Genomic DNA, 12,669 nt, shown 5'->3' on the forward strand with positions numbered 1-12,669 from the left:
GCCGATCACTTGATGGTCGTGCCGGCGGAGTCCGCGGCCCACTGGACGCCGGCCACGCCGCCCCAGATGAACAGGCCGCCGGCCAGAGCGGAGAGCAGGATCGCCGGCAGGGTCCACTTGCCGCGGGCCGAGCCGATCAGGAAGATCACCACGCCCAGGAAGATGATCAGCGCGTTGAGCACGCCCTGGGCCTGGGAGATCAGGTTGTTGATCGAGGTGAAGAAGTTGGCGCCGAGCGTGAGGGAAGAGTGGAGGTTCGGGGTGAAGACGTTCACGAGGTCTCCCTTTCAGAGATGAGGGGTCAGTGGGTCGGGGTGGACTGAGGGGCTGAGGTGTCGATCAGGGGGCTGGGTCGAGGGAGGTCACCTCCCATCGGCCGTCGCGGAAGGTCACGGTGACCGGCACCGTCACGCCCATACGCGAGTTGCGCTCATCGGGCAGCTCTGCCTCCGCCTGGATCAGGGCGCGCACCGGGGTGCCAGGCTGGACGGAGTCCAGGGCCTGATCGGTGCGGATCTCCTGGATGAACAGGCGGGTGTAGGGGGCGGGGTCGATGGCGGCGAGCTTGTAGCCGGGGGCCAGGAAGCGGGAGACATCCGAGCGGCCGGCGCCGTAGGCCTGGAGGAAGCCGTCGAGCATCTTTCCCAGGTCGGTGTCCGGGCCGACCCGCTGGGAGTAGTTCAGGGTGACGGGGTCTCCGTGAGCCGGCCCCGGCACCGGGGTGGGGTAGCCGATGACCTGCAACTGGCCGGGGGCCTGCTCGTGAACGGCCACCTGGTAGTACCGCAGCGTGTAGGGGACCGGCTTGGCGGTGGCCCCAGCCGCCGGAGACGGACTGGCCGAAGACGGCGAGGGAGACGGCGAGGCGGAGGACGTCGACGAGGCGGTTGCCTGCTCCACCATGGACAGGCTCTTGGTCGCATCCGCCGCCTGCGGAGCGCCCGGGGTGCTCGGCGCCCCGGAGCGCTGCTCCACGTGGGCGGCGACGGTCACGGAGGTGATGCTCGGGTCCTGGCCGCGCTGGACGCCGGCCACGGCGACGTCGCGCACGCCCAGCGGCTCCACGGGCAGCTGGGGGATCTTCGTGCCACCGATGTAGGGCTCCAGCAGGCTCTGGTCATCGCGGGTGGCACGCAGCCACGCCGAAACGTAGGAGGTCGCCACGCCCTCGGCTGTGGACGTGTCGGGCACCTCCACCGCCGGAGCCGGCTGGGATGCCGTCGAAGCGGCCAGCACCACGGCCAGGCCGGACAGGCCCAGGCACAGCACCATCGCCCCGTAGAACCCGTAGAGCAGGACCCGGGAGGCCAGGCTGTTCACCTTGGACTTGGCCGGCGTCGGGCTGTTCTGCTCCGGCGCCTCCGCGGCGGGCTCGGTCTTCTTCTTGCGAGAGAGCAGTTTCACCGATCCTGCCCTCCCATCCGCCGGGCGATGAGGGTGGCCTCGCGCAGCTGGTCGGAGTCCAGGAGGCGACGCATCTCCTCCTGGCTGGCCTGGTCGAACGGCCGCGCACACAGGTCCGCCAGACCCGCCTCCAGGACGGTCTCGGCCTCCCGCATGGTCTGGGCCTCACGCACGAAGCTGGCCAGCTGCTCATCGGTCACGATCTCGGGGGTCTGCTCGGACATCACGGGGGCTCCTTGGACGGGCGATCTCTCACCGGACTAAAGGCCGCCCGCGGGAACCGATGTCCCTCCCGTGCGGGAACTTTCTCTCCGCCCCTCCCCCACATCCGCATGATTCCGCCGATCTCCTGCGGTCCAGGTTCTGGAAATCCAGACGATCGGCAGATCCAGATCCAGATCCAGATTCGTTTCCCGACCTGCTCGTTTGGCTGGTCAGTGACCCGTCCGGGACGCCCGGACACCACTGATGGAGGGACCGAGTCCGATGAGCACCACCACCTACGCCCCGACCGTGATCGACCGTCTGAACGCCGAGTGGGCCGTGCGCTACGCCGAGACCTCCCACCCCTGGCCTCACGGCGCTCAGACCGGCATCGAGCTCGTCCAGACGGTGGCCCGCAGCACCGTGGAGGTCCGCGAGCAGATCATGCGCGGCCTGCTCGAGCAGGCCGCGGTCGGCGACGAGGACTGCGCCCGCGCCGTCCTCCAGCTGATGCTGCCTCGCTTCACCCTGATCGCCGGCCGTCACACCCGCATGCGCATGGCCACCATGCACGGAGACCACTCCGCCCGCGAGGAGGTCTCCGCCGCCGTCATCGCCGCAGCGTGGAAGTGGATCCGCAGGCCCTCCCTGCACCGGGCCGGCTCGTGCATCGGCAACCTCGCCATGGACGTGCTCAAGGACTCCCTGCTCGAGCGCAAGCTCTACGACGGCCAGTCCGACGTCGAGGCCCTGCCCTCCTGGCTGCCGCAGCTGGCCGAGGAGTCGGCCGACGATGAGGCCGCCGACAACGGCCGTGCCACCCGGGACCTGTGCGCCCTGATCGCCTGGGCTCGAGACAACGCCGTCTTCTCCAGCCGCGACGCCGCGGTCTTCCTGCGCTACCAGCTGGCCGACGAGGCCGAGCGCGCAGCCCTGAGCGACGAGTACGGCTACAGCGGCCGCGGCCTGTGCAAGCGCATCAACGTCCTGCGCACTCGCCTGACCCAGGCCGTGAAGGACTACGCCATGGAGCGCAGCGAGCTGGCTCCCGACTATGCGGCCCTCATGGAGCAGGCCCCGGCCGCCTGAACCCCAGACCGCGACCACCTCACCGAACGGCTATCCACGGATGCACAGCGAAACCGCCCCCCACTACAGGAGGGATACATGTGGTTTTACTACATGGGGACCCTCCAAAATCGTTGCAATCATGCCGATTCTGACGGGGTGGCTGTCACAAGATGCACACACTGGCCGTCACAAGATGCACGTGGATAACCTCCGGCCCGACCGGCGCACCGTCACAAGATGCACACACGCGATCGGCTTGATCCCGCCGATTTCGCCCCCAATCTGCGTCCACTCCGCCGACTATGAGCCCCCGTCACAAGATGCACGTGGATAACTCCCCGGCGACCGCAGTTCTCCACACCCGCTCCGTCCCCTCCACGCCCACCCGTCATCGGGTCCGAAAGGTCACCTCAGCCATGAACCACACGCCGGACATCACCTCCATCGACGCGGCCACGCGCCCGGCCCTCTCGCCCAGGCGCCTGCGGCTGCTTGAGCTCAGCGAGGAGATCGAGCAGAACCCCGGCGAGGTCGCCTTCTCCACCCGCATCTGGGCCCAGCTGAGCCTGCCCTACCGCGACCCCGGAGCCACGGTCCCCCACTGGAGCCGACGCAACGGAGACACCACCCTGACGCTCTCCCCCGGCCCGGCTGGCTTCCCCTTCGGCGTCCTGGCCCGCTCCCTGCTCACCTGGATGTCCACCGAGGCCGTGCGCACCGGCTCCCGCCACCTGGACCCCGGCCCCTCCCTGCGCGCGTTCCTCTCCAGCGTCGGCACCTACCCCTCCGGGGCGAATCAGCGCCGTGTGATGGACCAGCTCCACCGGCTCAGCACGACCTCGATCATCATCGAGACCAGCCGCGAGACGCCCGGCCGGCGCACCCTCAGCGGCCAGAACATGCACGTGGCCCACCGCTACGAGCTCACGTACCAGCGTGGGGCCGACCACGCGCGCATCGAGCTCAGCGAGCCCTACTTCGAGGAGGTCATGCGCTCCCCCGTCCCGGTCCTCTCCTCCGCCCTGGCAGCCCTGGGCGGCTCCCCCATGCGCATGGACCTCTACGTCTGGCTCTCCTACCGGATGTCCACGCTCCAGCGCACCACCACCGTCTCCTGGCGCCAGCTGGAGACTCAGTTCGGCGCCCAGTACGCCCAGCCACGCCAGTTCAAGGCCGCCTTCTTGAAGAACCTCGAGCCCGTGAAGCTGATCTACCCCCAGGCGAAGGTGGCCGTAGTCGACTCCGGCCTGCGCCTGCACCCCTCCGCCACCCACGTCCCGCGGCCAGCCCACCAGCGCCCCCGGCACCTGCGCGTGGGCTGATGCACCACGAAGGGGGCTGCCCTGCCGGGCCGCCCCCCTCTTGCTCATGTCGGCTCAGCTCTTCGGCAGCCAGGCGTCGTACACCGAGGCGACCATGGCGCTCCGGGAGGGGGCGCCTAGATGGGCCACCTGCTCATCCAGCCAACCCCGCTGCTCCTGATCCAGGCGCAGCTGCACCTGCACGCCCCCTGGCCGCGCGCGGCACCTCGGCGCCCGCGCGGCATCCCCCCGTCCGCACGCGGCTTGTGCCCGCAGGCCGCCAAGAGCTGATCGTCGCTGAGCTCGTCGAACGCGTCGATCAGCAGGTCCGTGTAGGTCCGATGCCGCTTGGCGGCCGCGGTCCGCAGCCGCTCCAGGACCGGGACGGGGAGGTAGACGGCCGTGTTGCGCACGACTAGCTCTTCCTCTTCGGGGGCGTCCTCACGGTCCAGCTCGACCACCTGCGCGCCTTCCTGCGGGACCGCGCGCCTCACGTCTGGCATCAGTTCCGGTGCGGTCTCCCGCGTGGTGACAGGCACCGTTTCCGGTGTGGTGTCCTGCGTGGATTCCGGTGTGGCATCTGGTGTGGTTTCTGGCATGGCGTATGGCACAGAGTCGACCTTCTCCGCCGGCTTCTTCTTGCCCCGGCCACGCGCGTTGAACACAGCGCCGAGTCCGTCTGCTCGATTGGGGGTCTCCATCTCAGGCGTCCTCCTCCTCGTCCTGGCCCAGGGCGCTCAGGCGTCCCAGAATCTCCTGGGCCAGTGCGGCGTAGTCCCCTGCCAGGCCATCCATGGTCGACGCATGGAAGGTCGAGGCTTCACCGGCCTTGATGCGCGCGAAGCGCTCTCGGTGAGCGCGGGCCACATCACTCTCGAGCTCGTGCACCAGGCGTCCGCTCTTGCGCAGGTCCTGGGCGGCGCCGGCGGCGTGCCGAATACGGGCGGTGAAGACGGCCTCGTCGAAGGCCAGCCCCTGGAGCATCTGCTCGAGCGCCTGGCGGGCCTCTCGCTCGATCTTCACGGCGCGCGCCTCCACGTCGAACAGCGCCAGGCCCAACAGCTGCACGTCGGGGTTCGTGCTCTCGTGGACGGCCTGGAAGCGCTCGGCCGTCACAGCGACGCCGTCGAGGGAGCGGAGATCCGTCTTGGAGACGATGACCACGCCCTCGGCGACGCTGAAGGCGGCCTCGACCAGGGCGCGGTCTCCCGGGGGCGTGTCGATGACGACCAGGTCCCACTCCTCCATGACCTGGCTCAGGCTCCGGTGCAGAAGAGCCCCGAGGGGCGGGGCGTCATAGCCGCGTGCCACCAGCAGGCTGATGATGTCGGCCAAACGAGGGCCGCCGCGAACGACGCCCAGGCCTGGGCGTGTGGGATCCGTGGAGATCGGCAGCGGCGCCCCATCTTCGAGGGCTCGACGCAGCTCGATTCCGTCCGACTTCTCTAGACCGAGGTCGGGGGAGAGGTTGCCCTGGGGATCCAGGTCGATGGTGAGGGTGCGGATGCCGGCGGCCGCGGCCAGACCGGAGAGGTTGGCGACCAGCGACGTCTTGCCGGTACCGCCCTTGCCGTTGGCGACCGCCAGGACGCCTGGGATGGCGTATGAGCGCGCAGGGGTGGACATGAGGACCTCCTAGGTTCCCTGTGATCTGACTCCTCCAGTCTACTGCATCTCTCGGGAAATACCGAGAGATTTCCCGCAGTGTTATGGCGTGCAACTGGTGTAGCGGACGGTTGGGGACTGGCGCGCATACGGCGGTGTTATGGCATGAACGGCACTCCCGATGTGGTGCCGGTATGGCATGAGGTCACCGCTCGACGATCGCGCCCAGGGCCTCGATCATCGCGCTGTAGGCCTCCCGGTTGAGGCGGTAGGTCAGGCGTCGGCCCCGGCGCGCTTCGGAGGTGTCGCTGGAGGTCAGCAGGCCGGCCTCCTCGAGGGTGCGCAGGTTCAGGGAGAGGGTTGCGCGGGGGATGTCCAGGGACGTGGCGAGGTCGTGGGCGCCGAGGCCGGGGGAGCGGGCGATCAACACGAGGATGCGCATGCGCAGCGTGGAGTTGAACGCGACGACGGCCGTGTCGAGGGGGGATGCGGGGGCGCTCATGCAGAAATGTCTACCGTACAGAGGGACATGAGGGGGCGGTCCGGGCTTTATGTCTGGTGAAGGACCAAGCCACCTGCCATCACGGCTGGCAGGTTTGATACGCTCCCCGTGCAGTCCCCTCAGTAGCGAGAAAGGCAGGCCAAGGTGGCTCTGAGAAAGCGGTCGCCCAAGGTGACCCCCACCGACACCCCGCGCGTCAGCGAGGCCGGCTCCAGCGCGGCGGCCCCCGTGGGCCGTCCTGCGCCGACGCCGGTGGCCAAGCGCCGCGTGGGCGGTGTGGCTGTCGCCGTCGCCCTGGCTGCCCTGGGCGGCCTCGGCGCATTCGTGGGGACCCAGGCCAACGAGGCCAAGCCCTACCTGGTGGTGAACGCTCCCGTGGAGCGAGGGCAGAAGATCGAGTCCTCCATGCTCTCGTCCGTGCGCGTGGCCGGCGACCCCAGCGTGCTGGTCCCCGCGACCGAGGCCCAGCAGATCCAGGGGCAGGTGGCCACGACCGACCTCCAGCCGGGCAGCACCATCACGCGCACGTCCACGGCAACGTCCTTGGGTGTGGAGGACGGCGAATCGCTGGTGGGCCTGGCTCTGGAGGTCGGGCGCCTGCCTGCCCGGGAGATGGCCGCAGGAGATCACGTCCAGGTCCTCTTCACCCCGGGCAACCAGAACACCAAGGCCGGTGACGAGAACCAGAATCACGACCCCGTCGCGGCCGTGATCGAGGCCAGCCACCATGACCAGAACAGCGGGAAGACCACCGTGGATCTGCGCGTGAAGCAGGCCGACGCCCAGAAGGTCGCCACCTGGGGTGCCGCCGGCACCGCCAGCATGATCATGCAGGGAGCGCAGAAGTGAGCATCCTGACCCTTGCGGCCTTCGGTGTCAGCCCGGGGGTGAGCACCACGGCCGTGGCCATGACGTTGCAGTGGCCGCGCCCTGTGCTGCTCGTGGAGGCCGACGTCAGCAAGCCCTCATCCGTGCTCGCCGGGTGGTTGCAGGGCAGCATGCCGGCCGACAGCGGCCTGATGGGCATCGCCCACAACTCCATGCGACAGGCCCTGACGGAGCAGGACATCTGGGACTACGCCGTCGACCTGGGAACGGGCCAGGACGCTGGCCAGCCTTCCCGCTGGCTCCTGCCCGCCATGTCCGAGCCGCTGGCCGCGCGATCCATGCGGGGCCTCTGGCCGGAGTTGATGATGGCTCTGCGCGCCGTCTCCGGCCAGGACATCGACGTGATCGTCGACGCTGGCCGCTCCGAGAACGCCCACGGCCGGGAGGCGCTCTGGCGCGACAGCGACCACCTGAGCGTCGTGGTGCGCAGCGACCTGGTCTCCGTGGCCGCGGCGCGTGCCTATCTGCCGGCCGTGCTGGAGGCCCGCGCCACCGCGGGGGCAGTGGACACGTCCTCCCTGCTCGTGGTCGAAGATCGAGCCCAGGAGTTCCCCTCCAAGGACATCTCCAAGGTGCTGGGCCTGCCGGTGCGTGGACGCCTTCCCCAGAGCCCGGAAGCCGGCGCTCACTTCGGCGGGGGCGCCCAGGCGACGTCCTGGAGGCTGCGTTCCTACACGCGGGCCATCGGTGCCGCCAACGCCTCCCTCGCGGACGCGCTGATGGCCCGCCGCCAGCTCATCGAGGCGGACATGCCCACCGAGACCGGAGGAGAGCAGCGATGAAGGATCAGACCCCCGACATGTCCCTGGACCTGCTCAACCTCCCGTTCCTGACCGAGAGCACCCCGGCCAAGCCGGCCCGGCCGTCCCTGATCCCCGCCTCCGCCGGCGCTCACCTGGCTCGCCCGCTGGGCACTACCCCGTCTCCCACCGATTCCGCTGAGCTGCCCGGGCTGTCCCAGCCGCTGACTGCTGTGCCCGAGCCGGCACCGCAGGCCGAGCAGAGCGCCCCGGCCCGGCCGAGCAACACCACGGAGCTGACGGACTTCTGGTCGATCGTCGACGTGCTGCGCGCCAAGGCCGTGGACTGGCACGCCGAGGAGACCGCCGACCGCATCGACCTGCCCGAGAGCGAGCTGCACGCCATGGGCTGGCGGCACATCGACCGCGCGATCATCGAGCAGATGCGTGAGAACGTGCAGACCGGCGGCCGCGACGCCGCATGGACTGCCGAAGAGCAGGCGGCACTGCGCCAGGCCACCTTCGATGCGATGTTCCGTCTGGGCCGATTCCAGGCACTCGTGGACGAGCCCGGGGTGGAGAACATCCACATGATCGGTTCCGACCACGTCTGGGTGGAGAAGGCCGGCGGCAGCATGGAGCGCCGCCCTCCCGTCTTCGAGACCGATGAGCAGATGATGGCCGAGCTCCAGTTCCTCGCCGCGAACGCGGGGGAGGAGTCCCGCCCCTTCTCTGCGGCCCACCCCGACCTGGACATGGACCTGATGGGCTCGGTCCGTCTGGCCGCCACCGCCCGCCCGGTCTCCACGCGGCCCACCGCCGTATTCCGCATCCATCGGCTGGTGAACATCACCCTGGAGCAGCTGGTCAACAACGGCACCCTGAGCCCCCTGGCCGCCGAGTTCCTCACGGCGCTCGTGCAGGCCGGCAAGACGATCGTCATCAGCGGCTTCGGCGGCGACGGCAAGACGACCCTGATGCGCGCCCTGGCGGAGAAGATCGGCCCGCTGGAGCAGATCGTGACCATCGAGAAGGAGCGCGAGCTGCACCTGGACCGGCTCGACTCTCGCCTGGTCCCGCCGATCGAGCTTCAGGCTCGCCCCGGATCGGGCGAGCGCGCCGCCGACGGCAGCACCATCGGCGAGTACACGTTGACCATGGCCATGGAGAAGGCCTTGCGTCTGAACTCCGCACGCATCCTGGTCGGCGAGGTCCGCGGTTCGGAGATCGGCGCGATGATCTCCGCGATGCAGACCGGCGCGGGAACTTACTGCACCGTCCACGCCTACTCCGGCGAGGAGGCCGTGCGCCGTCTGGTCGGCCTGGGCATGAACGAGTTTTCCGAGACCTACATGGCTCGCCAGCTGGGCTACCACATCGACGTCGTCGTGCAGATGCGCAAGGTGCCTCAGCCCGATGGCTCGGTGAAGCGCAAGATCATCTCGATCTCCGAGGTGCTGCCCGGCGACACCGACAAGGGCATTTCGGTGGCCGACCTGTTCCGCATGGGTCCCGGCGACGAGAACGCCGTGCCCGTGGCCCCTCCCGTGGACAACCGCCTGCGCAACGATCTCGAGCGCACCGGCTTCGACCTGCTGCGCCTGGCCGGAGGTGCCCGATGAGCTCGCTCCTGCTCCCTCTGAGCTTTGCCCTGGGCATCCTCGGCCTGGGCATGGCTGCCGTGAACTGGCTCTGGCCCGCCCCTCCCAAGGCCCCTGCACCCGATCCGCGCTGGCTCACCGCCCTCAAGGAACTCGGCCGCCGCATGGACCGCAACACGTGGATCATGGTGGGCATCGCCGCCGCCGTGGGCTTCTTCATTGCGCTGTTCACCGGCCTGCTCGTCTACCTCGTCGCCCTGCCCGGCGCCGTCATCCTCCTGCGCTTGGCCTTCGGCTCCGGCGGGGGATCGGCCCAGATCGAGAAGCTGGCGCAGATGGAGATGTGGACGCGCTCGCTCTCCGGCCTGATCGTCGCAGGAACCTCCCTGGAGACCGCACTGACCGCTTCCATGCCCAACGCCGGCGACCTGATCCGGGACGAGATCGCCACGATGAATGCCCGCATCAAGGCCGGCTGGCCTACCGCAGACGCCCTCAAGCGCCTGGGCCTGGAATGGGGAGATCAGACCGGCGACCTGGTCGTCATGCAGCTGATCCTGGCCGCCAATCAGCGCGGCCAGGGCCTGGCGAACGCCCTGGACGACCTCTCCACCTCCGTGGAGGAAGAGGTCTCCAAGCGCCGGGCCATCTACGCCGACCGCGCCGGCGCCCGCCGTGAGGCCCGCATCGTGATCACCATCGTGGTGATTTCCCTGTGCCTGGTCCCCGGAATGGGCGGGCCCATGGCCGCCTACCAGACCCCGCTGGGCCAGGCGCTCTACCTCGTCCTGGCTCTGGTCACCGCAGGGCTCATCATCTGGATGACCCGCGTGGTAGCCCCGCCGCCGCAGGTCCGCCTGCTGACCGCTAGGAGCTCGTCATGATGATGATCATCATCGCCGGCATGCTGTTCGGCCTGGCCGCGACCGCGCTGATCTGGCCCCTGCTGCCCCAGCGTCCGCGCCTGCGCGCGGCGGCCTTCGACGGCACCGTGACCAGCACCTCCGGAGGCGGCGCGCTCTCTTGGCAGGAGCGGGCCTCGCAGTGGACGATGCGCACGCTGCCGCCGGCCCTGGTCAACGGCCTCACCGACGCCGACCTGGACATCCTGGGCACCACCCGCAGCCGCCACACCTGGGCCAAGATCTACGGCGCCACACTCGTGTTCGTGGTCTGCCTCGCCCTGAGCGTGGCCGCACAGGTGCTCTACTCCCTGCCGCTGTGGCTGTCCCTGCTGATCAGCCTGCTCGTCGCCGCCGTCGCCTGGCTGGCACCTGACTCGGCCGCCCACAAGCGAGCGACCAAGGCACGCACTGACTTCGCACGCGCGGTCGCGGTATTCGTCGAGCTGCTGGCCTCTGAGCGCGGCCGCAACGCCCAGCCCACGGTGGCTCTGGAAAACGCAGCCGCCATCGGCGACACCTGGGCTTTCCAGCGGATCCGTCAGGAACTGGTCCGGGCTCGCTTCACCAAGGTCCAGCCCTGGACCGCCCTGGAGACCCTGGCCACGCAGCTCCACGTCCCCGAGCTCACCGATGCCGCCCGCATCATGCGCCTGAGCGGAGACAATGGGGCCAGCGTCTACGAGCCTTTGCGCGCGTTGGGTCGCAACATGCGCGTGCGGATGCTCAACGCCGAGGCAGCCCGTGAGAATGAGGCTTCCGGCCGCATGAAGAACATCATCATGTTCATCGCGTTGATGTTCACGCTAATCGTCCTCACCCCTCTGATGCTGACGCTGATGAGCGCGTGAGACGCGCGAGCTCCTCCCGGAGATCGTGATTTCCCATCCACCCACCCACCTGCATCGGGACCGTCCCGAGGCCATTTCCACCACACGAGGGGACTCACCATGAACAAGCTGATGCAGCAGTATCTGATCCTCCGCGCCTGGATCCAGGACAAGCACGAGGACGAGGCTGGCGCCGAGACCATCGAGATCATCCTCGGCGTGCTCGCCGCCGTCGTGCTGGCCGCCCTGGTCTGGGCCGGCATCAACACCTTCGCCACCAACAAGGTCGGCGAGCTGGGCTGACTAGACCAGCCAGGGACGGAACACCACGAGCAGGGGGTCGCCATGAACATCACGGCACCGCTTCGAGCGCACCTCGAGGCCCATGCACGCAACGAGACGGGTTCCTCGAACATCGCCTCGCTGCTGATCGTGCCGGTGGCCGTCCTGCTCGTGTTCCTCGTCCCCCAGGCCGGTGCCTACTACCAGGCCTCGACCGTGGCTCAGTCCGCGGCCAACGCGGCCTACGCAACTTCCCGAGTCATGGGCGGCTCGAGCGCCGAGGGCCAGGCGGCCGCCCAGCAGGTCATCTCCCAGCACTCCGGCACCCTCCAGGGCGCCTCCGTGAACATCAGCACCACCGGGGAGCGGATGACCGTCACCGTCACCGGCACCGCGCCGGCCTACACCGGGCAGTGGATCAGCCCGTCCGTCTCCCGGTCCGTGACCGGGCCCGTCGAGAGGGTGGTCAAGTGAACCTCCGCGACACGTCCCTGGCCTGGCTGCGTGATGAGCGCGGCGAGTCCGGCGTCGGGCTGCTCATCGTGGCTCCGGCCATCGGACTGCTCATCGCCATCGCCGTCATGGGCGGCCGCATCGGAGCAGCACAGACCTCCATCGAGTCGGCGGCCGGCGTCGCCGCCCGCGAGGCCACCCTGGCCCGCAACCCCGGCCAGGCCGAGTCCAATGCGCGCCAGTCCGCCCGCATGACCCTGGACCAGACCGACTTCACGTGCGGCTCCCAGAACATCACGCTGGACACCTCCGCCCTGCGCAACGCCCCCGGCATCCCCGGGTCCGTCTCCGCCACCATCACCTGCACGGTGCCGCTCTCCGACCTGGCCATCCCCGGCACTCCCGGGTCCTGGACCATCACCGCCGACGCCACGTCCCCCGTGGACACCTATCGAGAGAGGGGCTGAGCATGATCGCCCGCTTCCGCGCCTGGCTCGGCCGCGAGCACGGAGAGTCCTCCCTGCTGGTCCTGATGCTCGTCCCCATCATCGTGCTCGTCGGCTTCGGCATCGGCATCGACTGGAACGGCAAGGTGCGCGCCTCCGAGGAGGCCGTCACCATCGCCCACCAGGCCGCCCGCGCCGGCGCCAACGCTGGCACCACGGCCGGAGCCGCCCGCGGCGAGGACATCACCCTGGACAGAGCGGCCGCCGCGCGCGCCGCCCAGGGGATGATCGCCGAAGCCGGAGCCACCGGCACCGTCAACGTCACCCCCACCAAGGTCACTGTGGACGTCGACGTGGCCTACACCCCGCGCTTCATCCCCACCGGCGTCCTGACCGGCCACGGCCAGGGCACCGCCCAGATCCACTCGAACACCCGCTGA

At 69.4% G+C, this 12,669-nt stretch carries 17 protein-coding genes; 11 read left to right on the top strand and 6 right to left on the bottom strand.

Features of this window, described 5'->3' with window-relative positions:
- Window positions 1-5: 5 nt before the first annotated feature.
- The 3 genes from POD19_RS12365 to POD19_RS12375 all read right to left on the bottom strand — a co-directional run bounded on the left by POD19_RS12365 (window position 6) and on the right by POD19_RS12375 (window position 1,628).
- Window positions 6-275 (bottom strand): hypothetical protein, encoded by a 270-nt coding sequence (locus POD19_RS12365; RefSeq protein WP_340309525.1) that lies wholly within the window; start codon window positions 273-275, stop codon window positions 6-8.
- Window positions 276-339: 64 nt separating this feature from the next.
- The gene (locus tag POD19_RS12370; RefSeq protein ID WP_340309526.1) at window positions 340-1,404 is read right to left on the bottom strand and encodes a hypothetical protein; all 1,065 of its coding nucleotides are present in this window, start codon (window positions 1,402-1,404) and stop codon (window positions 340-342) included.
- Window positions 1,401-1,628: a hypothetical protein gene (locus POD19_RS12375; protein WP_134416900.1), complete on the bottom strand. Its 228-nt coding sequence runs from the start codon at window positions 1,626-1,628 to the stop codon at window positions 1,401-1,403. The genes POD19_RS12370 and POD19_RS12375 overlap by 4 nt, the downstream gene beginning before the upstream one ends.
- A 262-nt stretch (window positions 1,629-1,890) precedes the next feature.
- Here POD19_RS12375 and POD19_RS12380 point away from each other — a divergent pair, with 262 nt between their 5' ends.
- Together POD19_RS12380 and POD19_RS12385 are read left to right on the top strand one after the other, a co-directional pair.
- Window positions 1,891-2,697, top strand: a complete 807-nt coding sequence (locus POD19_RS12380; RefSeq protein ID WP_340309527.1) for a hypothetical protein — start codon at window positions 1,891-1,893, stop codon at window positions 2,695-2,697.
- Window positions 2,698-3,095: 398 nt separating this feature from the next.
- Window positions 3,096-4,001 carry a replication protein RepA gene (locus POD19_RS12385; RefSeq protein ID WP_317677028.1) on the top strand — a complete coding sequence of 302 codons (906 nt, stop codon included), beginning with the start codon at window positions 3,096-3,098 and terminating at the stop codon, window positions 3,999-4,001.
- 116 nt (window positions 4,002-4,117) lie between these two features.
- On the opposite strand, the gene POD19_RS12390 is transcribed toward POD19_RS12385, so the two are convergent.
- From POD19_RS12390 to POD19_RS12400, 3 genes are all read right to left on the bottom strand, one after another.
- Window positions 4,118-4,681 (bottom strand): hypothetical protein, encoded by a 564-nt coding sequence (locus tag POD19_RS12390; RefSeq protein WP_340309528.1) that lies wholly within the window; start codon window positions 4,679-4,681, stop codon window positions 4,118-4,120.
- Between the two features lies 1 nt (window position 4,682).
- Entirely contained in the window at window positions 4,683-5,606 is a 924-nt protein-coding gene (locus POD19_RS12395; RefSeq protein WP_317677032.1) for a ParA family protein, read from the bottom strand.
- Window positions 5,607-5,790: 184 nt separating this feature from the next.
- Entirely contained in the window at window positions 5,791-6,087 is a 297-nt protein-coding gene (locus tag POD19_RS12400) for an ArsR/SmtB family transcription factor (protein ID WP_069941626.1), read from the bottom strand.
- Window positions 6,088-6,231: 144 nt separating this feature from the next.
- Here POD19_RS12400 and POD19_RS12405 point away from each other — a divergent pair, with 144 nt between their 5' ends.
- The 9 genes from POD19_RS12405 (at window position 6,232) to POD19_RS12445 (ending at window position 12,669) form a co-directional block, all read left to right on the top strand.
- Window positions 6,232-6,936: an SAF domain-containing protein gene (locus POD19_RS12405; protein ID WP_340309529.1), complete on the top strand. Its 705-nt coding sequence runs from the start codon at window positions 6,232-6,234 to the stop codon at window positions 6,934-6,936.
- Entirely contained in the window at window positions 6,933-7,757 is an 825-nt protein-coding gene (locus POD19_RS12410; protein ID WP_031943866.1) for a hypothetical protein, read from the top strand. The genes POD19_RS12405 and POD19_RS12410 overlap by 4 nt, the downstream gene beginning before the upstream one ends.
- Window positions 7,754-9,337 (top strand): CpaF family protein, encoded by a 1,584-nt coding sequence (locus POD19_RS12415; protein WP_317677035.1) that lies wholly within the window; start codon window positions 7,754-7,756, stop codon window positions 9,335-9,337. Before POD19_RS12410 ends, POD19_RS12415 begins: the two co-directional genes overlap by 4 nt.
- Window positions 9,334-10,200 (top strand): type II secretion system F family protein, encoded by an 867-nt coding sequence (locus tag POD19_RS12420; protein ID WP_317677037.1) that lies wholly within the window; start codon window positions 9,334-9,336, stop codon window positions 10,198-10,200. The genes POD19_RS12415 and POD19_RS12420 overlap by 4 nt, the downstream gene beginning before the upstream one ends.
- Window positions 10,197-11,069, top strand: coding sequence for a hypothetical protein (locus POD19_RS12425; RefSeq protein WP_317677038.1), 873 nt, complete (start codon window positions 10,197-10,199; stop codon window positions 11,067-11,069). Before POD19_RS12420 ends, POD19_RS12425 begins: the two co-directional genes overlap by 4 nt.
- A gap of 99 nt (window positions 11,070-11,168) precedes the next feature.
- On the top strand, window positions 11,169-11,351 hold the full coding sequence (locus tag POD19_RS12430; RefSeq protein ID WP_061867359.1) for a hypothetical protein: 183 nt from the start codon (window positions 11,169-11,171) through the stop codon (window positions 11,349-11,351).
- A gap of 42 nt (window positions 11,352-11,393) precedes the next feature.
- Entirely contained in the window at window positions 11,394-11,804 is a 411-nt protein-coding gene (locus POD19_RS12435) for a hypothetical protein (RefSeq protein WP_340309530.1), read from the top strand.
- Window positions 11,801-12,250: a TadE/TadG family type IV pilus assembly protein gene (locus POD19_RS12440; protein ID WP_031943860.1), complete on the top strand. Its 450-nt coding sequence runs from the start codon at window positions 11,801-11,803 to the stop codon at window positions 12,248-12,250. Before POD19_RS12435 ends, POD19_RS12440 begins: the two co-directional genes overlap by 4 nt.
- A 2-nt stretch (window positions 12,251-12,252) precedes the next feature.
- The gene (locus POD19_RS12445) at window positions 12,253-12,669 is read left to right on the top strand and encodes a pilus assembly protein TadG-related protein (protein WP_340309531.1); all 417 of its coding nucleotides are present in this window, start codon (window positions 12,253-12,255) and stop codon (window positions 12,667-12,669) included.

The organism is Micrococcus sp. GPGPB33 (assembly GCF_037853785.1).
GTDB lineage: Bacteria > Actinomycetota > Actinomycetes > Actinomycetales > Micrococcaceae > Micrococcus > Micrococcus luteus.

Coding starts and splice junctions, on each gene's coding strand:
- POD19_RS12395 (WP_317677032.1), bottom strand. CDS start 5,606: ATGTCCACCCCTGCGCGCTCATACGCCATCCCAGGCGTCCTGGCGGTC.
- POD19_RS12375 (WP_134416900.1), bottom strand. CDS start 1,628: ATGTCCGAGCAGACCCCCGAGATCGTGACCGATGAGCAGCTGGCCAGC.
- POD19_RS12380 (WP_340309527.1), top strand. CDS start 1,891: ATGAGCACCACCACCTACGCCCCGACCGTGATCGACCGTCTGAACGCC.
- POD19_RS12390 (WP_340309528.1), bottom strand. CDS start 4,681: ATGGAGACCCCCAATCGAGCAGACGGACTCGGCGCTGTGTTCAACGCG.
- POD19_RS12400 (WP_069941626.1), bottom strand. CDS start 6,087: ATGAGCGCCCCCGCATCCCCCCTCGACACGGCCGTCGTCGCGTTCAAC.
- POD19_RS12425 (WP_317677038.1), top strand. CDS start 10,197: ATGATGATGATCATCATCGCCGGCATGCTGTTCGGCCTGGCCGCGACC.
- POD19_RS12385 (WP_317677028.1), top strand. CDS start 3,096: ATGAACCACACGCCGGACATCACCTCCATCGACGCGGCCACGCGCCCG.
- POD19_RS12445 (WP_340309531.1), top strand. CDS start 12,253: ATGATCGCCCGCTTCCGCGCCTGGCTCGGCCGCGAGCACGGAGAGTCC.
- POD19_RS12415 (WP_317677035.1), top strand. CDS start 7,754: ATGAAGGATCAGACCCCCGACATGTCCCTGGACCTGCTCAACCTCCCG.
- POD19_RS12420 (WP_317677037.1), top strand. CDS start 9,334: ATGAGCTCGCTCCTGCTCCCTCTGAGCTTTGCCCTGGGCATCCTCGGC.
- POD19_RS12430 (WP_061867359.1), top strand. CDS start 11,169: ATGAACAAGCTGATGCAGCAGTATCTGATCCTCCGCGCCTGGATCCAG.
- POD19_RS12435 (WP_340309530.1), top strand. CDS start 11,394: ATGAACATCACGGCACCGCTTCGAGCGCACCTCGAGGCCCATGCACGC.